Source organism: Micromonospora sp. ANENR4 (assembly GCF_015354395.1).
Taxonomy (GTDB): domain Bacteria; phylum Actinomycetota; class Actinomycetes; order Mycobacteriales; family Micromonosporaceae; genus Micromonospora; species Micromonospora aurantiaca.
On the sequence record NZ_JADKYQ010000001.1, the window covers coordinates 575,337 to 597,658 of the forward strand.

The 22,322-nt window shown below is 72.6% G+C and carries 24 protein-coding genes; 9 read left to right on the plus strand and 15 right to left on the minus strand.

The window, feature by feature from the left end:
- Nucleotides 1–43 precede the first annotated feature (43 nt).
- The 7 genes from IRY44_RS02805 to pdxH all read right to left on the minus strand — a co-directional run bounded on the left by IRY44_RS02805 (nt 44) and on the right by pdxH (nt 5,937).
- A complete protein-coding gene (locus IRY44_RS02805) occupies nt 44–820 on the minus strand; it encodes a DUF4230 domain-containing protein (protein ID WP_194798880.1) in 777 nt (258 codons plus the stop codon).
- A gap of 99 nt (nt 821–919) precedes the next feature.
- Nucleotides 920–2,080, minus strand: coding sequence for an acyl-CoA dehydrogenase family protein (locus IRY44_RS02810; protein ID WP_194798881.1), 1,161 nt, complete (start codon nt 2,078–2,080; stop codon nt 920–922).
- A gap of 31 nt (nt 2,081–2,111) precedes the next feature.
- Nucleotides 2,112–2,417 carry a type II toxin-antitoxin system VapB family antitoxin gene (locus IRY44_RS02815; RefSeq protein WP_013283726.1) on the minus strand — a complete coding sequence of 102 codons (306 nt, stop codon included), beginning with the start codon at nt 2,415–2,417 and terminating at the stop codon, nt 2,112–2,114.
- A gap of 53 nt (nt 2,418–2,470) precedes the next feature.
- Complete coding sequence (locus IRY44_RS02820; RefSeq protein WP_194798882.1) at nt 2,471–3,073, minus strand: nitroreductase family protein; 603 nt, start codon at nt 3,071–3,073, stop codon at nt 2,471–2,473.
- 2 nt (nt 3,074–3,075) lie between these two features.
- Entirely contained in the window at nt 3,076–4,002 is a 927-nt protein-coding gene (locus IRY44_RS02825) for an aldose 1-epimerase family protein (RefSeq protein WP_194798883.1), read from the minus strand.
- A 16-nt stretch (nt 4,003–4,018) separates the two neighbouring features.
- Nucleotides 4,019–5,311, minus strand: a complete 1,293-nt coding sequence (locus IRY44_RS02830; protein ID WP_194798884.1) for an MFS transporter — start codon at nt 5,309–5,311, stop codon at nt 4,019–4,021.
- Nucleotides 5,308–5,937, minus strand: coding sequence for a pyridoxamine 5'-phosphate oxidase (gene pdxH / locus IRY44_RS02835; RefSeq protein ID WP_194798972.1), 630 nt, complete (start codon nt 5,935–5,937; stop codon nt 5,308–5,310). The genes IRY44_RS02830 and pdxH overlap by 4 nt, the downstream gene beginning before the upstream one ends.
- Before the next feature lie 273 nt (nt 5,938–6,210).
- On the opposite strand from pdxH, the gene IRY44_RS02840 reads away from it, so the two are divergent.
- From IRY44_RS02840 to IRY44_RS02855, 4 genes are all read left to right on the plus strand, one after another.
- On the plus strand, nt 6,211–7,317 hold the full coding sequence (locus IRY44_RS02840; protein WP_013283721.1) for a citrate synthase 2: 1,107 nt from the start codon (nt 6,211–6,213) through the stop codon (nt 7,315–7,317).
- Between the two features lie 248 nt (nt 7,318–7,565).
- Nucleotides 7,566–8,693, plus strand: a complete 1,128-nt coding sequence (serC, locus tag IRY44_RS02845) for a phosphoserine transaminase (protein ID WP_194798885.1) — start codon at nt 7,566–7,568, stop codon at nt 8,691–8,693.
- Nucleotides 8,694–8,884: 191 nt separating this feature from the next.
- Nucleotides 8,885–9,973: a septation protein SepH gene (gene sepH / locus IRY44_RS02850; RefSeq protein ID WP_194798886.1), complete on the plus strand. Its 1,089-nt coding sequence runs from the start codon at nt 8,885–8,887 to the stop codon at nt 9,971–9,973.
- Between the two features lie 63 nt (nt 9,974–10,036).
- Nucleotides 10,037–11,023: an aldo/keto reductase gene (locus tag IRY44_RS02855; RefSeq protein ID WP_194798887.1), complete on the plus strand. Its 987-nt coding sequence runs from the start codon at nt 10,037–10,039 to the stop codon at nt 11,021–11,023.
- A 145-nt stretch (nt 11,024–11,168) separates the two neighbouring features.
- On the opposite strand, the gene thpR is transcribed toward IRY44_RS02855, so the two are convergent.
- The 5 genes from thpR to IRY44_RS02880 all read right to left on the minus strand — a co-directional run bounded on the left by thpR (nt 11,169) and on the right by IRY44_RS02880 (nt 15,657).
- Nucleotides 11,169–11,720: an RNA 2',3'-cyclic phosphodiesterase gene (gene thpR / locus IRY44_RS02860; protein WP_194798888.1), complete on the minus strand. Its 552-nt coding sequence runs from the start codon at nt 11,718–11,720 to the stop codon at nt 11,169–11,171.
- Between the two features lie 4 nt (nt 11,721–11,724).
- Nucleotides 11,725–12,234 (minus strand): hypothetical protein, encoded by a 510-nt coding sequence (locus IRY44_RS02865; protein WP_194798889.1) that lies wholly within the window; start codon nt 12,232–12,234, stop codon nt 11,725–11,727.
- A gap of 75 nt (nt 12,235–12,309) precedes the next feature.
- Nucleotides 12,310–13,596, minus strand: coding sequence for an MFS transporter (locus tag IRY44_RS02870; protein WP_194798890.1), 1,287 nt, complete (start codon nt 13,594–13,596; stop codon nt 12,310–12,312).
- A gap of 68 nt (nt 13,597–13,664) precedes the next feature.
- The gene (locus tag IRY44_RS02875) at nt 13,665–14,114 is read right to left on the minus strand and encodes a MarR family winged helix-turn-helix transcriptional regulator (protein WP_194798891.1); all 450 of its coding nucleotides are present in this window, start codon (nt 14,112–14,114) and stop codon (nt 13,665–13,667) included.
- A gap of 61 nt (nt 14,115–14,175) precedes the next feature.
- Nucleotides 14,176–15,657, minus strand: coding sequence for an NCS2 family permease (locus IRY44_RS02880; protein WP_030274922.1), 1,482 nt, complete (start codon nt 15,655–15,657; stop codon nt 14,176–14,178).
- A 92-nt stretch (nt 15,658–15,749) separates the two neighbouring features.
- Between IRY44_RS02880 and IRY44_RS02885 the strand changes: the two genes are divergently transcribed.
- Nucleotides 15,750–16,013: a DUF2530 domain-containing protein gene (locus tag IRY44_RS02885; protein ID WP_135242968.1), complete on the plus strand. Its 264-nt coding sequence runs from the start codon at nt 15,750–15,752 to the stop codon at nt 16,011–16,013.
- A 4-nt stretch (nt 16,014–16,017) separates the two neighbouring features.
- Here the strand turns inward: IRY44_RS02885 and IRY44_RS02890 are convergent, their stop codons facing one another.
- The gene (locus IRY44_RS02890; RefSeq protein ID WP_194798892.1) at nt 16,018–16,857 is read right to left on the minus strand and encodes a DUF3027 domain-containing protein; all 840 of its coding nucleotides are present in this window, start codon (nt 16,855–16,857) and stop codon (nt 16,018–16,020) included.
- An 87-nt stretch (nt 16,858–16,944) separates the two neighbouring features.
- On the opposite strand from IRY44_RS02890, the gene IRY44_RS02895 reads away from it, so the two are divergent.
- Both IRY44_RS02895 and IRY44_RS02900 read left to right on the plus strand, forming a co-directional pair.
- Complete coding sequence (locus IRY44_RS02895; protein ID WP_194798893.1) at nt 16,945–18,561, plus strand: MFS transporter; 1,617 nt, start codon at nt 16,945–16,947, stop codon at nt 18,559–18,561.
- A complete protein-coding gene (locus IRY44_RS02900) occupies nt 18,558–19,217 on the plus strand; it encodes a futalosine hydrolase (RefSeq protein ID WP_194798894.1) in 660 nt (219 codons plus the stop codon). The genes IRY44_RS02895 and IRY44_RS02900 overlap by 4 nt, the downstream gene beginning before the upstream one ends.
- 56 nt (nt 19,218–19,273) lie before the next feature.
- On the opposite strand, the gene IRY44_RS02905 is transcribed toward IRY44_RS02900, so the two are convergent.
- Nucleotides 19,274–20,257 carry an NAD(P)-dependent alcohol dehydrogenase gene (locus IRY44_RS02905; protein ID WP_194798895.1) on the minus strand — a complete coding sequence of 328 codons (984 nt, stop codon included), beginning with the start codon at nt 20,255–20,257 and terminating at the stop codon, nt 19,274–19,276.
- 116 nt (nt 20,258–20,373) lie between these two features.
- On the opposite strand from IRY44_RS02905, the gene IRY44_RS02910 reads away from it, so the two are divergent.
- Both IRY44_RS02910 and IRY44_RS02915 read left to right on the plus strand, forming a co-directional pair.
- Entirely contained in the window at nt 20,374–21,084 is a 711-nt protein-coding gene (locus IRY44_RS02910; RefSeq protein ID WP_194798896.1) for a TetR/AcrR family transcriptional regulator, read from the plus strand.
- A gap of 34 nt (nt 21,085–21,118) precedes the next feature.
- The gene (locus IRY44_RS02915) at nt 21,119–21,949 is read left to right on the plus strand and encodes a 1,4-dihydroxy-6-naphthoate synthase (RefSeq protein ID WP_194798897.1); all 831 of its coding nucleotides are present in this window, start codon (nt 21,119–21,121) and stop codon (nt 21,947–21,949) included.
- On the opposite strand, the gene IRY44_RS02920 is transcribed toward IRY44_RS02915, so the two are convergent.
- Entirely contained in the window at nt 21,910–22,296 is a 387-nt protein-coding gene (locus tag IRY44_RS02920) for a cold-shock protein (RefSeq protein WP_030503574.1), read from the minus strand. The two genes, IRY44_RS02915 and IRY44_RS02920, sit on opposite strands and share 40 nt — an antisense overlap.
- Between the last annotated feature and the right edge of the window lie 26 nt (nt 22,297–22,322).

The window sequence follows — 22,322 nt, forward strand, 5'->3', positions numbered from 1 at the left end:
CCCCGGATCCTCGGGGCGGGCGCGCGGCGTCAGAGCAGGAAGCTCAGGGTGCCGCGTAGGTGACTGTCACCTTCTCGTATCCGAGGGAGCGCAGCAGCCCTTCGAGCATCTTGCGGGTGTTCTCCTCGGCGCGGGCGGTGAGCCCGCTGTCCCGGGCGGCGGCGGTGATCCGGTCCTCGGCGAGCTTGTAGATCTGCTGCTGCCGGTTCGGGTCGCCCGCCACCAGGTCGTTGAGCCGGTTGATCAGACCGCGCTGCTCGGCGAACACGTAGCTCTTGTCCATGTCCAGATCGGTCTCGCCGAGCTGCGGCGCGGGCAGCTTGATCTCGGCGGACTTGCCGTCCTCGGAGACCACCACGGCACCGTCGGCGATCTTCGTGAAGTCGACGTACGCCTCGACCCGGCCCGCCCCGACGAACAGCGTGCGCTCGTTGAGCAGGAAGTCGGGCACGTTGCGCCTGTCGTTCTGCACGTCCACCACGACCTGGAAGTTGCCCTCGGCGGCGACGTAGCGGCTCAGGTCACGGATCGACTTGAGCAGCGGCGGCTGGCTGCGGTCGGTCTGCTCCTTGGCGAACGGGTTGCGGAAGTCGGGCAGCAGACCGGTGGCCTGCACGCCGAGCAGCACCACCACCGCCAGCGCCGCCGCGCCGAGCACCCAGAGCAGGCCGCGCGCCGCACCGCCGCCCGACGCCGGGGCACCGGGGGCGTACTCGCGGTCGTGGTCGGGCGTGCCCTCCGCCCGGTCGCGAAGGGACTCGCTGGTGGGGTAGTCCGGGAACTCCCGGGTGGGCTCGTTGATGTCACCGTCGCGGGCCATCGCCCTCACCGTCCTCGTCCGACACATCGACTGACAATGACGGTACGGCCACCGTGCGACAGTCGCTCGCCGAGCGACCCGATCGGGTGAAACCGCAGGTCAGGCGAACGCGGACAGGCCCGTCAGCCGCTGGCCGATGACGAGCTGGTGGATCTCGGAGGTGCCCTCGTAGGTGAGCACGCTCTCCAGGTTGTTGGCGTGCCGCATCACCGGGTACTCCCCCGAGACGCCGTTCGCGCCGAGGATCGTGCGGCACTGCCGGGCGATGGCGAGCGCCTCGCGGACGTTGTTCAGCTTGCCCACGCTCACCTGGTGGGGCCGCAGCGTGCCCGCGTCGGCGAGGCGGCCCAGGTGCAGCGCGAGCAGCATGCCCTTGTTCCACTCCACCGCCATGTCGGCGAGCTTGGCCTGGGTGAGCTGGAACCCGGCGAGCGGGCGGCCGAACTGGGTGCGGGTGGTCGCGTACTCCAGCGCCGTCTCCAGGCAGTCGCGGGCCGCGCCGAGCGCGCCCCAGACGATGCCGTGCCGGGCCTCGGTCAGGCACCCCAGCGGCGCCTTCAGCCCGATCGCCTCGGGCAGTCGCGCATCAGCCGGCAGCCGGACGTCGTCGAGCGCGATCTCACCGGTCACTGACGCGCGCAGCGACATCTTGTGCCGGATCTCGCGCGCCGTCACCCCCGGCGTGTCCATGGGTACGGCGAAGCCGCGCACCCCGTCGTCGGTACGCGCCCAGATCACGCCCACGTCGGCGATCGGCGCGTTGGTGATCCACAGTTTGCTGCCGTTGAGGATCCAGTCGTCGCCGTCCCGGCGGGCCCGGGTCGCCATCGAGGCGGGGTCGGAGCCGTGGTCGGGTTCGGTGAGCCCGAAGCAGCCGATCGCCTCGCCGGCCGCCATCGCGGGCAGCCAGCGTTGCTTCTGCTCCTCGCTGCCGTAGCGCCAGATGGCGTACATGGCCAGCGATCCCTGCACCGAGACCAGGGACCGGACGCCGGAGTCGCCGGCCTCCAGTTCCAGGCAGGCCAGCCCGTACGCGACGGCCGAGGAACCGGCGCAGCCGTACCCGGTCAGGTGCATGCCGAGCAGGCCGAGCTTGCCGAACTCGCGGGCCAGTTCGCGGGCCGGCACCTGGCCGTCCTCGTACCATCCGGCGACGTGCGGGCGTACCCGGTCGGTCACGAGCCGGCGCACGACGGCGCGGATCTGCCGCTCCTCGTCGCTGAGCGACGCATCGATGTCGAGCAGGTCGAGAGGAGTCATGGCGTCACCTTAACCAAGACTCAGGGAGGCGTCACTCGCCCTGGTCACCGAGCACGAGCACCCGCGCGTGGATCTGGTTGCGCTGCTGGAGCGCCGCGCGCAGCGCCCGGTGCAGGCCGTCCTCCAGGTAGAGGCCGCCGTTCCACTGGACCACATGCGGGAAGAGGTCGCCGTAGAAGGTGGAGTCCTCCGCGAGCAGCTTGTCCAGCGCGAGTTCGCGCTTGGTGGTGATGAGCTGGTCAAGCCGCAGCGGGCGCGGCGGAATCTCGGCCCACTGCTTCAGCGTGAGGTTGTGCTCCGGGTAGGGACGCCCGTCCCGGACCGCCCTGAAGATCACGGCGTGCTCTCCTCCCCAGGCCAGGCTGACAATGTGGATGTCAGCCTAACCGCTCAGGTCCACCGTCCCCGCCGCACCACATCCTGCACCGGACGACGCCCTCGGCGCAGCGACGGTGACCGGTGGTCGACAGCTCGGTAACCTACTGTGATCGCACCGATCGGGTGCAGTTCCGGCGGTACCCCGAACGCGTCCCGGTACGCCCCGATGCGCTGCGGCGGGATGCCGAAGAAGCAGGCGCCCAGCCCCTCGTCGACGGCGGTGAGCAGCATCAGCAGCGCCGCGAAACCGGTGTCCACGTACCAGTAGGGCACCGGCCAGCGGTCCTCGTCGCGGTCCGACCAGCCCTTGTCCGCCTCGGCGTAGCGGTCCAGGTAGGCGTCGCGGTTGGCGTGCGGCACCACGATCAGCGGTGCCCGGCGCATCCCGGCCAGCCAGCGTTCCCGGCCGCCGCCACCGGGCGTGGTGGCGGCCCAGAACCGTTCCCGGTCCTCCGGTTCCTCCAGCACCAGGAAGCCCCAGCCCTGCGAGAACCCGGCCGACGGGGCCCGGACGGCGTGGTCGAGCAGCCGGTCCACCACCTCCGGCGGCACCGGCCGGTCGGGGTCATAGTTGCGCACCATCCGGCGGCGCCGGACGACCTCGGCGAACTCCACGCTCAGACCTCCGGTCGGACGCCCCAGGCGCCCCGCCAGGTCTGCCCCGGCTCCAGCACGATCAGGTCCTTGCCGGAGCGGAACGCGTCCGGCGGGCAGGTCATCGGCTCCACCGCCACCGACCGGCGGTGCCGCTCCCCGCCGAGCGTGTCGCCGGTGAACACCTGCCACCAGCCGAACTCGCGGTCCGCCCAGATCCGCAGCCCGGACGAGCCGTCCGGCGCGCTGAGCACCACCGCCGAGCCGCCGTCGGCGTCCCGCTCGACGTCACCGAACGCGGTGTCGAGCACCAGATCGCCGATCGGGCGCGGGCTGGTGAAGTCGAACTCGGAGCCGGACACCTCGGCGGCGGCGACCGGCAGCAGGCGGCTGTCCACCAGCACCCGCCGCCGGGCCGGCAGGTGCAGCCGCAGCTGGTCCACGCCGACCTTGGGCAGTTGCAGGTAGGGGTGGACGGAGAAGCCGAACGGCGCCGGCTCGTCGGCGAGGTTCGTCGCCTCGTGCTCGGCCCGCAGTCCGTCCGGGCCGACGCTCCACCGGGCCCGCAGCCGCAGCGCCCACGGGTAGCCGGGGCTCGGCGGCAGGTCGTAGCCGATGGTCACGCTGTCGGCCGACTGCTCGATCGGCTGCCACCGCACCCAGTTCACCAGGCCGTGCAGCGCGTTGTGCCGCTCCGGCTCGGTGAGGTCGAGCTGAAACGACCGCTCCCCGACCGTGTAGACGCCGTCCCGGATGCGGTTCGGCCAGGGCGCCAGCACCTGCCCGGCCGACCCGGGGCAGACCTCGTCCTCGGCGTACCCGTCGAGGTGGTCCACGCCGTCGTAGCGGTAGGCCCGCAGCCCGCCGCCCACCTCGACCACGACGGCCTCGTGGCCGTCGGCCGCGATGGTCCACTGTGCACCGGACGGTGGCTGCGCGTCGATCCCCATGTCGGCGACCCTACCGTCAGTGGCGCTCCTCGGCGGGGGTGGTCGAGCGATAGCGCAGCAGCGCCGGGAACGCCACCACCAGCAGCACCGCGAGTACGGCGGCGGCGAGACCGCCACCGACCATGGCGAAGCCGGTGCCGAAGGCGGCGGCCGTCGCACCGGCGCGCAGGTCGCCCAGGCGCGGGCCACCGGCCACCACGACCGTGTTCACGCCCTGAAGACGGCCCCGCATCCGGTCCGGGGCGTAGACCAGCAGCATCGACTGGCGCAGCGTGGCGCTGACCAGGTCGGCGGCGCCGGCGACGCCCAGCAGCACCACCGCCACCCACAACTGGCCGGCCAGCCCGGCGAGCGCGATCGCCACGCCCCAGCCGACCACCGCCACGGTGAGCGCGAGGCCCTGGCGGCGGACCCGGCCGATCCACCCGGAGGTCAGGCCGCCGAGCATCGCGCCGATGGCGATGGAGCTGTAGAGCCAGCCCACCGCCGACGCGCCGCCGAAGCGTTCCTGCGCCAGCTCCGGGAAGAGTGCCCGCGGCATGGCCAGGATCATCGCGATCAGGTCGATGGCGAAGGAGAGCAGCAGCACCCGCGTGGTCGCCAGATAGCGGAAGCCGTCGACGATGCTGGCGAGCCCGGCCTTGCGGACGCCGCCGTCCGGGTCCGGCGTGGGCGGCATCGCGGGCAGCCGCAGCGTGGCCCAGAGCGCCGCCGTGTACAGCAGCGCGTCCGCCGCGTACGCGATGGGCAGCGCCGTCTCGACCTGCCAGGCGGCGAAGATCAGGCCGGCGGCGAGCGGGCCGAAGACGGCGGCGGCGGTGAACGTGGTGAAGTTCAGCGTGGTGGCCGCCGGGACCAGCTCGGCCGGCACGAGCCGGGGCAGGATCGCGCTGCGGGCCGGCGAGGTGATCGCGAAGGCGGTCGACTGGAGGGCGACGAGCAGCAGGAGCAGCAGCGGGCTGCGCACCCCGGCCAGCGACTGCACCAGCAGCCCGAGCGTCGAGGCCCAGAGCACGCAGCCGCCGACGAGAAGCACCCGGCGGCGGTCCCGCGCGTCGGCGACCGCGCCGCCCCACAACCCGAAGAGCAGCAACGGTACGAAGCCCGCGATGCCGAGCAGACCGACCCAGAGCGAGCCGCCGGTCAGGTCGAACATTTCCACCGGCACCGCCACGGCGGTGAACTGGAAGCCGAACATGGCGATCGCGTTGCCGGTCCAGACCCGCCGGTACGCGGGCACGCGCAGCGGGCGCAGGTCGATCGCCCAGCGGCGCGGTCCCCGCCGCCGGGGCGTTGTGACGTCGGTCACGGCGCGAGCCGCTCGACGACGAAGACCCCGTCCCCGGTACGCCGGAAGCGCAGCCGGTCGTGCAGCCGACTGGCCCGGCCCTGCCAGAACTCGACGGTCTCCGGCCGGACCCGGAACCCGCCCCAGTGCGGCGGCGCGGGAATCGGGTCCACGTCGGCGAACCGCTCGGCCGCCGCCCGGTACGCCGCGTCGAGCGCGGCCCGGTCCGGCACCACCGCCGACTGGGCGCTGGCCCACGCCCCGAGCTGCGAGCCGCGCGGCCGGCCGGCGAAGTACGCCTGCGTCTCGGCCCGGTCCACCTGCTCGACCCGGCCGGTCACCGTCACCTGCCGCTGCATCGGGAACCACGGGAACACCAGGCTGGCCCACGGATTCCCGGTCACCTCGGTGCCCTTGCGCGAACCGTGGTTGGTGTAGAAGACGAAGCCCTCCGGGTCGTACCCCTTGAGCAGCACGGTGCGCCCGCTGGGCCGGCCCCGGTCGTCGGCGGTGCCGAGCACCATCGCGTTCGGCTCCGGCAGTGGATGGGCCACCGCGTCGGCGAACCAGCGGGCGAACTGGGTGTGCCAGTCCGGCGCCAGATCCGTCTCGGTCAGGCCCAGGTCGGCGGCGTACTCGTTACGCATACCGGCCGGGGCGGGTGTGTCGCCTGTCACTGTGGTAGTCCCTCTCCCGGGCGTGCCGGCGTCCCCCGACGCTGGCCAGGCCCCGGTACCCAGTCTTCTCCCTCTCTCACCGACGTCCAGCGGCGGGGATGTCGCGTGGCGCACAGTGGCTGTGGGTCGCGCAGCTTGTTACCCAGCGGGCAAGATGTTCCGAACCACATCCCTGAAGGGTCGCCTGAGCTGCGGGGCTCGATCAGCCCGCCCGGGCGCGCCGAGCCGAAGCCAGGAGACGACATGTCCGATTTCAAACCGGGCCTGGAGGGCGTCGTAGCCTTCGAGACCGAGATCGCCGAACCCGACCGCGCGGGGGGTTCACTGCGCTACCGGGGCGTGGACATCGAGGACCTGATCGGCCAGGTCTCGTTCGGCAACGTCTGGGCGCTGCTGGTGGACGGCCGGTTCGGCCCGGGCCTGCCGCCGGCCGAGCCGTTCCCGGTGCCGGTGCACTCCGGTGACATCCGCGTCGACGTGCAGTCCGCGGTCGCCATGCTCGCGCCGTACTGGGGGCTCAACCAGCTTCTCGACATCTCCGACGAGCAGGCCCGCGAGGACCTGGCCCGGGTGTCGGTCACCGCGCTGTCCTTCGTCGCCCAGTCGGCGCGCGGCCTGGGCCTGCCGGCCGTGCCGCAGAAGGAGATCGACAAGGCGGAGACCATCGTCGAGCGGTTCATGAAGCGCTGGCGGGGTGAGCCCGACCCGCGGCACGTCAAGGCCGTCGACGCGTACTTCATCTCGGCCGCCGAGCACGGCCTGAACGCCTCCACCTTCACCGCCCGGATCGTCGCCTCCACCGGCGCGGATGCCGCGGCCTGCATCTCCTCCGGCATCGGCGCGCTCTCCGGCCCGCTGCACGGCGGCGCCCCGTCCCGGGTGCTCAGCATGCTGGAGGCGGTCGAGCGCAGCGGCGACGCCGACGGGTACGTCAAGGGCGTCCTCGACCGGGGCGAGCGGCTCATGGGCTTCGGCCACCGGGTCTACCGGGCCGAGGACCCGCGCGCCCGCGTGCTGCGGCGTACCGCCAAGGAGCTGGGCGCGCCCCGCTTCGAGGTCGCCGAGGCGCTGGAGAAGGCCGCGCTGGCCGAGCTGCAGGCCCGCCGCCCGGACCGCGTCCTCGCCACGAACGTCGAGTTCTGGTCGGCGGTGGTGCTGGACTTCGCCGAGGTGCCGGCGCACATGTTCACCTCGATGTTCACCTGCGCCCGGATGGGCGGCTGGTCCGCGCACATCCTGGAGCAGAAGAAGCTCCAGCGGCTGGTCCGGCCGTCGGCCACGTACGTCGGCCACGGCCCGCGCAAGCCGCAGCAGGTCGAGGGCTGGGACGCCATCCCGCACGGCGTCTGACGTCTCGCCCGGAGCCCCGTTCCCCAGCCGGCGGAGCGGGGCTCCGGCATTTCCGGAACGGGTGCGGCCCACGTGTGGCGGACGCCTCACCGACCGGGGTGGGACAGCCCGCCGGACGTGCCCGGGCAGGTGCGAGGATGGCCGTGGCAGTGTCGCCGGAACGGGCTCGGACGCCCGCCGCCACGCGGCAGCACATCGTCCGCGCCCTGCCAGCTCACCTCTCGCCCATGCGGAAGGATCCTCAGACCGTGGCTGACGCACCGACCATCCGGATTCCCGACGAGATCAGGCCCGCCGACGGACGATTCGGCTGCGGCCCGTCCAAGGTCCGTCCGGCCGCGGTCTCCGCCCTCTCCGACGTCGCCACCAGCTACCTGGGCACGTCGCACCGGCAGAAGACGGTCCGCGACCAGGTGGCCCGGCTGCGCCGCGGCCTGGCCGAGTTCTTCTCCCTCCCCGAGGGGTACGAGGTGGTGCTCGGCAACGGCGGCACCACCGCGTTCTGGGAGGTCGCCACGTTCGGCCTGATCCGCGACCGGGCCCAGTTCGCCAGCTTCGGCGAGTTCGGCGCCAAGTTCGCCAAGTCGGTCAAGGATGCGCCGTTCCTGGGCGAGCCGACCGTCCGCAAGTCCGACGCGGGCAGCGCCCCGGCGCTCGTGGCCGAGGCCGGCGTGGACGTCTACGCCACCCCCCACAACGAGACCTCCACCGGTGTCGCGGTGCCGATCAGCCGGGTGGCGGGTGCCGACGAGGGCTCGCTGCTGCTTGTCGACGCCACCTCCGGCGCCGGCGGGCTGGACGTGGACGTCGCCCAGACCGACGTCTACTACTTCGCCCCGCAGAAGTGCTTCGGCTCCGACGGCGGGCTGTGGCTGGCCCTGATGTCGCCGGCCGCGCTGGCCCGTGCCACCGAGGTCAAGGATTCGGGCCGCTACATCCCGGCCTTCCTCGACCTGGTCACCGCGATCGACAACTCGCGGCTGGAGCAGACGTACAACACCCCGGCGCTGGCGACCATCTTCCTGGCCGCGGAGCAGACCGACTGGATGAACTCCCAGGGCGGGCTGGCCTGGGCGGCCAAGCGCACCGCCGAGAGCGCCGGCATCGTGTACGGCTGGGCCGAGCGCTCGTCGTTCGCCACGCCGTTCGTGTCGGACCCGGCCCTACGCTCCAACGTGGTCGCCACCATCGACTTCGCCGACGGGGTGGACGCCACTGCGATCGCCAAGGCGCTGCGCGCCAACGGCATCGTCGACACCGAGCCGTACCGCAAGCTGGGCCGCAACCAGCTGCGGGTGGCGCTGTTCCCGGCCGTCGAGCCGGCCGACGTCGAGGCGCTCACCGCGTCCATCGACTACGTGGTAGAGCGACTCTGATCACGTCGTCACGGTGCGTGGCCGTCGGGGCTCCGGCGGCCACCCACCGTGATCGTTACCGCAGCTCAGTCACGACATGCCGGGGTGTCGCAGTCCCCATCGGCGGGTAGATGAGCGTACGGTGGTGCGAGACGCCCGGGTGGCCGGCTCCCGTGGCGTGACGGCCAGCGAAGCGGGACGGAGGCAAGCCCATGCGCCCAGTACGCTTCGTCGCCCTCTCCGAGGACGGCCAGGCCCTGGTGCTCGCCGACGAGGTGGGGCGCCTGCTGGCGCTGCCCATCGACGAGCGGATCGCGTCGGCGCTGCACGCCGAGCCGGGCGCCCCGCCGCTCGCGGTGGTGCCGAGCGCCACCGACCCGACGCCGTCGCTGTCCCCACGGGACATTCAGGCCCGGATCCGGTCCGGCGAGTCCGCGGAGGACGTCGCCCGCATCGCCGGTGTGCCGGTCGACCGGGTGCTGCGCTACGCCGGTCCGGTGCTCCAGGAGCGGGCCATGCTCGCCCAGCACGCCCGCCGCACCCGGCTCAAGGGCGCGGAGAAGCCGACCCCGCTGGCCGAGGTCGTCAACGGCCGGCTGGCCCAGCACGGCATCGACACCGAGAAGATCTCGTGGGACGCCTACCGCCGCGACGACGGCACCTGGCGGATCATCGCGACCTGGCCGTCCGGCAAGGCCACCGCGCAGGCGGTGTGGGATCTGGACAAGACCCGGCAGAACGTCGCCCCGCACGACGACATGGCGCAATACCTGTGCGCCGAGCGGCCCACGCCGATCCTCGGCCAGGAGCCGGCGCCGGAGCGAGGCGGTCACGCGCTGCCCGGTCCGTCGCGCGGCGAGCCGAGCCGGGGTGGACACGGCCTGCCGGCCGCCTCCGAGCACGCCCGTCCGGGGCGTGACCCGATCCGCGCCGGCCGGGACGCGCTGCTCGCCTCGCTGGACCGTCCCCTCGGCGGCACGTCCGGGCGTGGTCTCGACACCCGCTCCCCGGCCGCGCTGGCCGGGCAGGAGGCGCCCCGTCAGCGGGCCGTCGCCGGTGGTGCCGCCGCGCTGCTCGGTGGTGGGCAGGGTTCGGCCTTCGACGACGACTCGGACGCGCCGAAGGAGATCCCGGCCGTACCCTCGCTTGCCGTGCTGCGGCCCCGCCGCACTGGCCCGGCGGCGGCGACCGGCGGTGCGGCCACCGAGTCCACCGACGCCGCCGGCAAGCCGCGCAAGCGGCTGCCGAGCTGGGACGACGTGCTGTTCGGCACCGGCCCGGCGGCCCGCGAATCCTCCTGATCGCAAGCTCCACCCTGGCTCGTTGAGAGGGCACTCGAAGTGCCGGCGTGCCAGGGTGGAGTCATGGAGTACACGAACCTGGGACGCACCGGTCTGTCCGTGAGCCGACTCTGCCTCGGCACGATGAACTTCGGTCCGCAGACCGACGAGCCGGACAGCTTCGCCATCATGGACCGGGCGCTCGAACACGGGATCAACTTCTTCGACACCGCGAACGTCTACGGCTGGAAGCTCGGTGAGGGCGTCACCGAGCAGATCGTCGGCCGCTGGTTCGCGCAGGGCGGCGGGCGCCGCGACAAGGTCGTCCTCGCCACCAAGGTGTACGGCAAGATGGGCGAGTGGCCCAACGAGCAGGGCCTGAGCGCCCGGCACATCATCCGGGCCTGTGAGGACTCGCTGCGCCGGCTCCAGACCGACACGATCGACCTCTACCAGATGCACCACATCTCCCGGACCACGCCGTGGGAGGAGATCTGGCAGGCGATGGAGACGCTCGTCGCGCAGGGCAAGGTGCTCTACGTCGGCTCGTCCAACTTCGCCGGCTGGCACATCGCGCAGGCGCAGGCCGCGGCCGGTAAGCGCAACTTCCTCGGCCTCGTCTCCGAGCAGTGCATCTACAACCTGCTGACCCGGTACGTCGAGCTGGAGGTCGTACCGGCCGCGCAGCACTACGGGCTGGGCATCATCCCCTGGTCGCCGCTGCACGGCGGGCTGCTCTCCGGCATCATCCGCAAGATGGCCGACGGCAGCGCGGCGCGCGGCACCACCGGCCGCTCGGCCGACGCGCTGGCCGAGCACCGGAACACCATCGAGGCGTACGAGAAGCTCTGCGCCGACCTCGGCCACGACCCGGCGGATGTGGCGCTGGCGTGGCTGCTGTCCCGGCCGGGCGTGACCGCGCCGATCGTCGGCCCGCGCACGATGGACCAGCTCGACCGCAACCTCGGCGCCCTCGACGTCCAGCTGGACGAGGCCACGCTCACGCGCCTCGACGAGCTGTTCCCGCCGGTCGGCAACGGCGGCCCCGGCCCCGAGGCCTGGGCCTGGTAGCCCCCGTCCCGCCCTCTCCCCCGTCCCTCCCCCTCACCCCGTTGATCTTGCAGTTTGTGCCCCCGATCGAGGGCGGTTCAGGGCTTTCGCCCGGGCCGAACCTGCAAGATCGCGGGAGAGGGCGGGGCGAGGGCGGAGGGCAGCGCTACAGCGGCCAGGTGGCGACTCGGGTGTGGCGGGTGGGCGGGCCTGGATTGCTGTGGACCAGGGTCAGGCGGTCGGCGGGCCACTCCGGGCCGGTGTAGTCGTCCAGGGTCGCCAGGTCGGCGCGGAGATCGGGCTCGGGCACCCGGCCGCCGGGGCGGGCGATGGTCAGATGCGCCCGGAACGGCTTGTCGTCGCAGGGCAGCCCGGCCTCGCCCAGCCCGTCGCGGATCGACAGGGCGAGCGCGTCGAGCACCTCCACCTCGCCGCGCACGTCGACCCAGAGCACTGTGGACCGGCCCGCACCGAAACTGCCGCCGCCCGCCAGACGCAGCAGTGGGGAGCGAACCGCCCGGGCAGCCGAGGCGAGCGCGTGCTTCACATCGGCCAGCCGGTCGTCCGGCACTTCGCCGAGGAAGGCGAGCGTGAGGTGCAGGTTCGCCGGGTCGGCCAGGCGGGCGTGGCGGGCGGACGCGACCCGTAGGCCCTTCATCCGGGCGGTCAGGTCGGCGACCGCCACGGCAGGTGGGTAGATCGCCGCGAAGAGACGCACCCGGTCAGCGGTGCCGCTGGTGGTGCGCGGCGCGGGCGGCCGGCAGGGTCAGCCCGGCGGCGTGCAGCAGCCCTTCGACGCGTACCCGTTCGATCTCCCGGTCGACGCCGTCCAGCTCGGCCAGGTGTTCGGCGATGCCGAGCGCGTGGCAGGCGGCGCGCAGCCGTTCGTCGTACGCCTCGATGACCGCGCCGTGCCACACCACGCTGCGGTCGGCGGCGGCGAGCCGGTGGCCGCCGAGCCGGCGCAGGTCGGTGGCGAGTTGTTCCAGCGGACGGCGGCCGTCCTTGTCGAACTCGGTGAGGTCGATGTCGCGGGTCAACGCCTCGGCCTCGATGGCGCGGTCGAGCCGCGCGATGGTACGGCGTTCCCGGCGCTGCTCCCGCCACTCGGCCCACCCGCATGCGACCCGGTCGATGATCTCGTCAGCGCAGAACAGCAGCGCGAACAGGGCGGGCAGGCAGCAGACGGCGAGGATCGCCAGCGCCAGCAGCACTCCCTGCCCCACTTCCACACATCGACGCTAAGCCCTGCCGCACCGGCCCGCCACCCGTTTGGGTAATCGGACCGGTACGACCGGCTATCGGGGCTACTTCGCCCCGGGCGACACCACGTAGAAGCGGGGCATCGGCAGCACCCGCATCCGCAGGCGGGCGCCGGAGCGGCGCAGCTGCCAGGTAAGCGCCAGCAACGCGGCGGTCAGCGAGATCAGGCCGCCGGCCCAGATGCTCGCGCCGGCGCCGTACTTCTCGGCGACCCAGCCGATCAGCGGCGCGCCGACCGGGTTGGTGCCCAGGAACACCAGCACCCACAGCGCCATCACCCGTCCCCGGAAGGACGCGTCGACACCGAGCTGTACGCGCTGGTTGGCGGCCTGGGCGAAGTAGATCATGAAGAACCCGGCGGGCAGCAGCAACGTCACGACCAGCCAGTACGCCGGGGCGAGCCCGACGAGCGTGCCGAAGACCGCGCAGCCGATCGCGGCACCGAGCACGAGCCAGACCGAGGGCCGGCTACGCCGTCCGGTGCCGGCCAACGCCCCGACCAGCGCACCGACCGCGAGCGCGGTGCTGAACAGGCCGAACGAGGCGGCGCCGGTGTTGAACACGGTCTTCGCCAGCGCGGCGAGGGTGAGCTGGAAGTTGAACAGGCTCATTCCGATCACCGACATGAGGACCATCGGCAGCAGGATGTCGGGGCGGCGTGCCACGTACCGGAGGCCGTCGACCACCCGGGCCTGGTCCCGCTCACCGACCGGCGGCAGGTCCTTGCGGTGCAGCTCGTCGGTACGCATCCGGACCACGTTCACCAGCGGGGCGATCGAGCTGAGCGCGGTGACCAGGAAGACCGGGCCGACGTCGACGACGGCGATGGCCAGACCGGCGACGGCGGGGCCGACGATCCGGGCGGAGTTGAACACTGCCGCGTTGAGCGAGAGCGCGTTCGGCAGCAGCGGCATGCCGACCAGCTCGGAGACGAACGCCTGGCGGACCGGCGTCTCGACCGCGTTGGAGACGCCGAGCAGGGCGGCGAACGTGAAGACGTGCCAGAGCTGCACCAGGCCGGTGAGGACCAGGATGCTCATGGCCAGCGCGAGGACGGTCCAGAACGCGTTGGCGACGAAGAGCAGCATCCGCTTGTCGTAGCGGTCGGCGAGCCGGCCGGACAGCAGCGTGAGCAGGAGTACGGGCGTGAACTGCAACGCGGTGACGACGCCGAGCGCGGTCGCGGAGTTGTCGCTGAGCTCGAGGACGAGCCAGTCCTGGGCGATGAACATCATCCAGACGCCGATCAGTTTGATCAGCTGTCCGGTGGCGAAGAGCCGGTAGTTACGGACTCGTAGGGACTGGAACATCGTGCTCAGCTTGGCCTGCACTCTAGGTGCGCCTCCTTGCGTCGGTACGCTTCATCCACAGCTGACGAAGCGAACCGCGGGCGGCGGTGTCAGGCGCGAGCGATACCCTGGAGGATCTCCGCTGCACGCCGTAGCGTTTCGCGTTCGTCCTCGGTCAGCGCGGCCAGCCGGGTGGCCAGCCACTCGTTGCGGGCCCGCTCGAACTGGTCGAGTACGGCCCGTCCCCCTTCGGTCGCCGCCAGGATGACCTGCCGTCCGTCGGTCGGATGGGGGGTGCGCTGCACGAGGCCGCGCTCCTCCAACTTCGCGACGATCTTCGTCATCGTGGGCGGCTGCACCCGTTCGACATCAGCGAGTTCCCGTGGCGTGAGGGCGCCCGCCAGATTGAGGCTGGTGAGCGCCGACAGCTGGGTGACCGTGAGGTCTCCGACCGGCCGGGCTTGTCGGACCCGCCGGTTGAGCCGGGTGATCGCATCTCGCAGCTGAGGAGCCAGCTGCGCCGGTGGCACGCGTTTCGCCGTCACCGTCCGCTCCGTCACACTAGTTAGCTTAACTAATGAGCCTGGCTAACGACATGCGTTATGACCAGGCTCACCAGCGTCAGAGCAACACGGACTCGACCGGCCCGCGCAGGAAGTACACGATGAACAGCACGGCGACGCCGTACAGGAGCGGGTGGACCTCGCGGGCCTTACCCTTGGCCACCTTGAGCAGCACGAAGCTGATCACGCCGGCTCCGATGCCGTTGGAGATCGAATAGGTGAACGGCATCAGCGCGATGGTGAGGAACGCCGGGATGGCGATCTCGTAGTCGGTCCAGTCGATCGTGCGGACCGCCGTCATCATCAGGAAGCCGACCACCACCAGCGCCGTCGACGCGGCCTCGAACGGCACGATCAGCGACAGCGGCGCCAGGAACATGGCGAGCAGGAACAACGCGCCGGTGACCAGGTTGGCCACGCCGGTCCGGGCACCCTCCGCGACACCTGCGGCGCTCTCGATGTACGACGTGTTGCTGGACACCGAGGCGGCACCACCCGCGGCGGCGGCGATCGAGTCGACGAGCAGGATCTCCTTGGCCTTCGGCGGGGTACCCGTCTCGTCGAGCATGTCCCCTTCCTGGCCGATCGCGACCATCGTGCCCATCGTGTCGAAGAAGTCCGTGATGAGCAGCGTGAAGATGAACATCAGCGGCACCAGCCAGCCGACCCGGCTCCACGAGTTCAGCACGTTGAACTGGCCCAGCAACGACAGGTCGGGCAGGTCCACGATCTGTTTGGGCAGCTCGGGCACGTTCAGCGCCCAGCCCTTCGGGTTCGGCTTGCCGTCGACGAAGGACGGGCCGACGTTGGCGATCGCCTCGACCACGATGGCCAGCACGGTGGAGGCCAGGATGCCGATCAGGATCGCGCCGCGGACCCGGCGTACCACCAGGACCAGCGTGATCAGCAGGCCGACCACGAAGACGAGCATCGGCCAGCTGACGATCTTGCCGTTGATGCCAAGCCCCACCGGCACGGTGGAGTTCGCGGCGTCCGGCACACGCCGGACGAAACCGGCGTCGACCAGGCCGATGATGGTCAGGAACAGACCGATGCCGACGCCGATCGCGGTCTTGAGCTGCGTCGGCACCGAGCGGAACACCGCGGTACGCAGGCCGGTGAGCACCAGGATGCCGATCAGCACACCCTCGATGACCACCAGGCCCATCGCGTCCGCCCAGGTCATCTGCGGCGCGATCTCGTAGGCGACGAGCGCGTTCACACCCAGGCCGGCCGCGAGCGCGATCGGGAACCGGGCCACCACGCCCATCAGGATGGTCATCAGGCCGGCGACCAGCGCGGTCGCCGCGGCGAGCGCCGGAATCGCAAGCGAACGGCCGTCGCCGTCCTTCCCGCTGCCCAGGATCAGCGGGTTCAACACCACGATGTACGCCATCGTGAAGAACGTGGCGAAGCCGCCTCGCAGCTCCCGGCTCAGCGTGGACCCGCGTGCCGAGATCAGGAAGTAGCGGTCGAAGGCGTTACGTGGATGCGCGGGATCGGGCGGCGTGCCGTGATCCGGCGGCGGGGCAATGGACATGGTTCCTCATCTGGTCATCGGCCGGGTTTTGTCGCGCGCATCGTCCCAGATCACCTGGCCGGCAGGGAAGAACGATCACGTAGGCTGGGCCGGTGTCACAGGAGCAACAGCCGCGGCCGGAGCCGCTCGACCCGCCGATGGTGCCGTTCGCCGTCGCCGGGCTGATCGCCTGGGCGGTGGCCGGCCTGGTGCTACTGATCTTCTTCCGGGACTGGCTCACCGAGTCCGGGCGTCAGAACTGGCTCTGGACCTGCCTGGCCGGTTTTCTGTGGGGCTTTCCCGGCCTGGCGGTGATGATGCGGCACGACGCCAACCGGCGTCGCCGACGCGCTGCCGCCGCGCAGCGACAGCGCTGACCCGTCAGGGGTGGCCGTACGGCTCCGCCGGCTCGGCCGACTCCACCGAGCCCGGTGCCCGGCTGACGGTCATGGCCTCGACCGCGCTGTCGTCGTAGACGGTCGGCAGCTCGTCGACGGGCGACTCGGCCGCCTCGACCAGGGTCTCCGAGTGCGCGCCGCACCCGTGGTCGGCACTCACCACCCGGCCGTCGTCCGGGGCGAAGAAGTTGCCGCAGGCGCCGAAGGCCAGGCGTAGCGAACCGGCGAGCGGCAGGTAGAAACCGCAGGTGCCGCAGCGGGCGGCGGCCGGCGCGGCGACCGAGATCGCGGCGTCCGGGCCGTGGTCGCCGTCGTACCAGCGCTGGGCGGCCTCGGCGCGACCCTCCCGGGACAGCACCCGGGGCCGGCCCAGGCCCAGCTCCCAGGCGGTCTCCTCGACTGCCGGGTCGTCGGAGAGCAGGTAGCCGGGGGCGAGCCGCTCGTCGTCGGCAGGGGTGGGCAGCAGGTCGCCGGGGCCCAGGTCGCCCGGCTTGAGCCGCTCCTGCCACGGCAGCCAGCCCGGGGCGAGCAGCGCGTCCGGGCCGGGCAGCAGCACCGTCTCGCAGATGGTGACGTGCCGGCTGCGCGGCACCCGGGTCACCGTGACGGCCCAGCGCCAGCCGCGGTAGCCGGCCATCCGGCATTCGAAGTAGTGGGTGACGACCCGATCGCCCTCGGCGACCGCTTGGAGATGATCGCCGATGTCGGTGGGCTCCACCTCGGTGATCGCGTCGCGGGCCACCTCGACGGCGGCGGCGCAGACCTGGTCGAGCCGGGGAGCGCGGGCGGAGGCGGGCCTGGTCACCGGACCATTGTTCCCCATGCCCGTCCACGGGCGACAGGCACTCCCCGGAGTCATTCTCTCCGGGTGATGCGGCGCACGTGGAAAGGATGGGCGAGGATGGGACGCATGGCGCTGTCCTCCCGCTCCGGCCGCTCCTTCCTCGGGCGGACCGTCGGCACCGGCATCCGCGCCACCCGGCTGCTGCTGCGGGGCTCGATGCACGGCGGGCGCTGGATGACCCGGCGGGCCGGGACCGCCCGGGCCCGCAGCGCCGGCAACGAGGTGGGCATGGTCCGCCTGTTCGACCTGCACGCGCTCTCCTGCGCCGGTGACACGCTCATCGCGATCGGCCTGGCCGGGACGATCTTCTTCGACGTGCCGCTGGGCGAGGCGCGCAACAAGGTGGCCCTCTACCTGCTGGTCACCATGGTTCCGTTCGCCATGCTCGCCCCGGTGGTCGGCCCGCTGCTCGACCACTTCCGCCACGGCCGGCGGTACGCGCTGGCCACCACCATGCTCGGCCGGGCGTTCCTGGCCTGGTTGATCTCCGACTACATCGGCAGCTTCGGGCTCTATCCGGCGGCGTTCGGCGTTCTCGCGCTCTCCCGGGCGTACGGCGTGGCCCGCTCGGCGGCTGTCCCCCGGCTGCTTCCGGAAGGGCTCGGGCTGTCCCAGGTCGGGGCGCGCGCGAGCGTCTACGGCACGGTGGCCGGCGCGCTCGTCGCGCCGATCGGGCTGGCCGCGTTCTGGTTCGGGCCGCAGTGGCCACTGCGGGTCGCCTCGGTGATCTTCCTGATCGGCATGGTGATCTCGCTCCGGCTGCCACCGAAGGCCGACTCCGAGCCGCCGGAGCGGATGCCGCACCCGCTGCGCGCGCTGCGCCGCCGTGACGGCGAGCGCCCGCTGGGCCGGGGTCGCCCCAGTGGCCGGCTGGTGATCGCCACGCTGATCGGCGCGGCGGCGCTACGCGGGCTCTACGGCTTCCTGCTCCTGTTCCTGGCCTTCGCGATCAAGGCCGGTGACCTGACCACCGACTTCTTCGGCCGCGACCTCGGCGCCCAGGGCGCGCTGGGCCTGGTCGGCGGCGCGCTGGCGGTCGGCACGTTCCTGGCCACCGCGCTCGGCACCCGTCTGCGCATCCACCGGCCGACAGCGCTCCAGTCCAGCGGCACGATCGTGGTGGCCGGTGTGGCGGTGCTCGCCGCGCTGAAGTTCTCGCTGCCGATGGTGGCGCTGCTCTGCCTGGTGGCCGCGATGATGAGCGGGATCGCCAAGCTGGCGGTGGACGCCTCGATCCAGGAACGCATACCGGAGCGGCTGCGCGCCAGCTCGTTCGCGCACTCGGAGACCGCGCTGATGCTCGCGTTCGTAGCAGGGGGCGGGCTCGGGCTGGTGCCGTTCACCGGCCTGATCGGGGTGACTGTCGCCGCCGCGGTGGCCGCGCTGGTGGCCGTACGCGGCGTGCTCGTCGCCGGCAAGCTGCGCGGCGAGCACCTGGCCGGCCGGCCGCTCGGCGACGAGGAACTGGCGGCGGAGCAGGCGACCCGCGACGAGAAACCGGCCACCACCTCGTTCGACGACCCGGCGCCCACGTCACCGGCGCCCCAGCGTTCCGGCCCGCCGCCGGACGACGACGGGCTGGCCCCGCCCGGCTTCCACATCTACCGGCCGTCCTCCTCGGTGGGCGGGCCGGGCGGCGTCGAGGACACCGAGCGGCGCGACCCCCGGGGGCCGGTGGCGTGACCGGTCTGCTCGTGGTCACGGCCGTGCCGGCCGAGGCCGAGGCGATCCGTGCCGGCCTCACCGCACCGGCAGCGCCGGACGTGACTGTGCTGCCGGTCGGGGTCGGCCCGGCCGTCGCCGGTGCCGCCACGGCACGGCTGCTGGCGCTGGCCGAGGCGGCCGGGCGGCCGTACCGGGCGGTGGTCAGCGCCGGCATCGCGGGAGGGTTCGTCGGCCGGGTAGCGGTGGGCGGCACGGTGCTCGCCGACCGCAGCGTCGCGGCCGACCTCGGCGCCGAATCACCCGCCGGCTTCATCCCGGTCGAGGACCTGGGCATGCCCCCCGAGTTGCTGGGCGGCGGCCGGATCGTGCCCGCCGACCCGGGCCTGCTGGCCCGCCTGCGCGCCGCGCTGCCCGGGGCCACCGTCGGCACTGTGCTCACCGTCAGCACGGTGACCGGCACCGCCGCCAGCACGGCGGAGCTGGCCGAACGGCACCCGGACGCGGTGGCCGAGGCGATGGAGGGGTACGGCGTGGCGGTCGCCGCCGCCCAGGCCGGTGTGCCCTTCGCCGAGCTGCGGACCGTCTCCAACCCGATCGGCCCGCGTGACCGGAGCGCGTGGCGGATGCGGGAGGCGTTCGCCGCGCTCACCGCCGCGGCGGCCGCCCTCCACTGATCCCGTCCACCTGTGGACAACCCTGTGGAGAAGTCGGCGGGCTGGGGACGGCGGCGTCAGATCGTGATGACGACCTTGGCGCGCGCGTGCTCGGTTTCGAGGTAGCGGACGGCCTCGGGCACCTCGCGCAGCGGATGGGTCCGGTCGACCACAGGGGTGAGCCGGCCCGCCTCGGCGTGCTCGCGCAGCACGTCGAGGTGCGCCCGGCCGGGTGAGGTGGCGAGGACGACGACGCGCTGGCTGATGACCGGCGCGAGCAGCCGTCCCCGCGCCAGCAGCCCGATCGGGCCGAGCAGGCTGCCGCCCCGGTAGACGCCGCCGCCGGAGAGCACGAGTGTCCCGTCCGGCGTGAGCGCCCGCCGCAACGCGGCCAGGGAGCGGTTGCCGACCAGGTCGAACACCACGTCGTGGCGGCGCCCGCCGCGGGTGAAGTCGTCGCGGGTGTAGTCGACCACGTGGTCGGCGCCCAGGGAGCGGACCAGGTCGACGTTGCGGGTGCGGCACACGCCGGTCACCGTCGCGCCGAGCGCCTTGGCCAACTGGACGGCGAGCGTGCCGACGCCGCCCGAGGCCCCGTTGATCAGGACGTGGTGGCCGGGCCCGACCTGCCCGGCGTCGCGCAGGCCCTGGAGCGCGGTGACGCCGGCCAGCGGCAGGGCCGCCGCCTGCGCCGGGGTCAGGTTCGTCGGGCGCGGCGCGACCAGGTGCTCGGGCACGCAGACGTACTCGGCGAATGCGCCGTCGGCCTCGCCGAGGTCGCCGAAGACGGCGTCGCCGGGGCGTACGTGCCGCACCTGGGCGCCGACGGCCTCGACCCGGCCGGCGACATCGCGGCCACGGATGCGGGCGCGGGGCCGAGTGAGGCCGAGCGCAAGCCGCGACAGCCGGGGGTCGCCGCGCATGACGTGCCAGTCGTACGCGTTCACGGCTGCCGCCTCGACCCGCACGAGGACGTCGCCGGGGCCGGGTTCGGGCGTCTCGACATCGGCCAGCGCGAGTGTCTCCGGGGGGCCGTACCGGTCCTGGACGATCGCCTTCATGTCGCACTCCTCCCAGGTGTACGGCGTACACCTTCATGAGTACAAGACTAGGTGTACGCCGTACACCAGTCAAGGCGGTTACTGTGTCAACGGCCTTCGGGAGGACTGGGGACGACATGGCGGAGCAGACGGAGACGGCGCGAAGGGCACCCCTGACCAGGGATCGCGTCCTGCGTACCGCAGTCGTGCTCGCCGACCGGACCGGCATCGAGTCGCTGAGCATGCGCAACCTCGCGCAGGACCTCGGCGTCGTGCCGATGGCCCTCTACAAGCACGTGGCGAACAAGGACGAACTGCTCGACGGCATGATCGACATCGTCGTCGCGGAGATCGACCCGCCGGTGCCCGGCGACTGGAAGCAGGCGATCCGCCGACGCATCCTGTCGGCGCGGCAGATGCTGCTCCGCCACCCCTGGGCGTCGCTGGCGATCGAGTCCCGGACCACGCCGACCCCGGCCGTCCTGGCGTACCTCGACTCGACAGTCGGCGCGCTGCGGGCGGGCGGGTTCTCCACCGACCTGGCCCATCACGTCATGCACGCGCTGGGCAGCCGGGTGCTGGGCTTCAGCCAGGAACTGTTCGACACCTCCCGGCAGGCCGGCCGGTCCGGCGCGACGGTGCCCGAGGCGCCGGCCGATCTGCCACCGGAGGTGGCCGACCGCTTCCCCAACCTCGCGGCCATCGCCACCGCCGCGTCCCACGACGACGACTCGGTGGTCGGGCCGGGCTGCGACGACCAGTTCGAGTTCGAATTCGCGCTGGACCTGCTGCTCGACGGCATCGAGCGGCTGCACCGGACCGGCTGGACGTCACACCGGACGCCGTGACGGGCCGCCCGGCCGCCGGGGTTACGGTGGGACCGTGGCGCTCTCCCTGGCGATCTCCCCCTGCCCCAACGACACGTTCGTCTTCGACGCCCTCGTGCACGGCCGGGTGCCGGGCGCGCCGGCGGTCGAGGTGACCTACGCGGACGTCGACGTCACCAACACCGCCGCCGAGCGTGGGGCGTTCGACCTGGTGAAGGTCAGCTACGCGGCGCTGCCGTGGCTGCTCGACGACTACCACCTGCTGCCCTGCGGCGGCGCGCTGGGCCGGGGCTGCGGCCCGCTGGTGCTGACCCGTGGCGACCGGACCGACCTGTCCGGCGCGACGGTGGCGGTGCCCGGCGAGCGGACCACCGCGTACCTGCTGTTCCGCCTCTGGGCGGCCGGCCAGGCACCGGCGCGCATCGAGGTGGTGCCGTTCCACGAGATCATGCCGGGCGTGGCCGCCGGCCGGTACGACGCGGGCCTGGTCATCCACGAGGCGCGCTTCACCTACCCGCGGCACGGGCTGACCGCCCTGGTCGACCTGGGCGAGTGGTGGGAGGGCGACACCGGGCTGCCGATCCCGCTCGGCGCCATCCTGGCCCGCCGGGGCGCCGTCGACCCGGTCGAGGCCGCCACCTGGATCCGCGAGTCGGTACGCCAGGCGTGGGCCGACCCGGCTGCGAGCCGCGAGTACGTCCTCGCGCACGCGCAGGAGATGGAGCCCGACGTGGTGGACCGGCACATCGGCCTCTACGTCAACGAGTTCACCGCCGACCTGGGAGAGGCCGGCTTCGCCGCCGTGGAAGCGCTGCTGGGCCGGGCCGCCGACGCCGGGCTCGTCCCTCAGACCTCCAGCTCGCGCGCCACCGCGTGGACCAGCTGAGCGATCTTCTGGGAGGTCTTCCGATCCGGGAAGCGCCCCCGGCGCAGGTCCGGCTGGACCTTCGCCTCCAGCACCTTGATCATGTCTTCGACCAGGCCGTGGAGTTCCTCGGCCGGCCGGCGGCGCAGCTCCGCCACGGACGGCGGCGCCTCCAGCAGCTTGACCCCCATCGCCTGGGCGCCCCGCCGGCTGTCCACCACGCTGAAATCGACCCGCTGGCCACCCTTCAGGTCGGCGACACCCGCCGGTAGCGCGCCCTTCGGCAGGAACACGTCGCCACCCTCGTCACTGGTGACGAACCCGTACCCCTTGGCGGCGTCGTACCACTTCACTCGACCCGTCGGCACCTGTTGAACCCCGCTCCACTCGAACC

Bases quoted from the DNA above. Each gene is read 5' to 3' on its own strand.
- IRY44_RS02805 (WP_194798880.1), bottom strand. From the start codon at position 820: ATGGCCCGCGACGGTGACATCAACGAGCCCACCCGGGAGTTCCCGGAC.
- IRY44_RS02810 (WP_194798881.1), bottom strand. From the start codon at position 2,080: ATGACTCCTCTCGACCTGCTCGACATCGATGCGTCGCTCAGCGACGAG.
- IRY44_RS02825 (WP_194798883.1), bottom strand. From the start codon at position 4,002: ATGGGGATCGACGCGCAGCCACCGTCCGGTGCACAGTGGACCATCGCG.
- pdxH (WP_194798972.1), bottom strand. From the start codon at position 5,937: ATGCGTAACGAGTACGCCGCCGACCTGGGCCTGACCGAGACGGATCTG.
- IRY44_RS02840 (WP_013283721.1), top strand. From the start codon at position 6,211: ATGTCCGATTTCAAACCGGGCCTGGAGGGCGTCGTAGCCTTCGAGACC.
- sepH (WP_194798886.1), top strand. From the start codon at position 8,885: ATGCGCCCAGTACGCTTCGTCGCCCTCTCCGAGGACGGCCAGGCCCTG.
- IRY44_RS02855 (WP_194798887.1), top strand. From the start codon at position 10,037: ATGGAGTACACGAACCTGGGACGCACCGGTCTGTCCGTGAGCCGACTC.
- IRY44_RS02880 (WP_030274922.1), bottom strand. From the start codon at position 15,657: ATGTCCATTGCCCCGCCGCCGGATCACGGCACGCCGCCCGATCCCGCG.
- IRY44_RS02890 (WP_194798892.1), bottom strand. From the start codon at position 16,857: ATGGGGAACAATGGTCCGGTGACCAGGCCCGCCTCCGCCCGCGCTCCC.
- IRY44_RS02895 (WP_194798893.1), top strand. From the start codon at position 16,945: ATGGCGCTGTCCTCCCGCTCCGGCCGCTCCTTCCTCGGGCGGACCGTC.
- IRY44_RS02905 (WP_194798895.1), bottom strand. From the start codon at position 20,257: ATGAAGGCGATCGTCCAGGACCGGTACGGCCCCCCGGAGACACTCGCG.
- IRY44_RS02910 (WP_194798896.1), top strand. From the start codon at position 20,374: ATGGCGGAGCAGACGGAGACGGCGCGAAGGGCACCCCTGACCAGGGAT.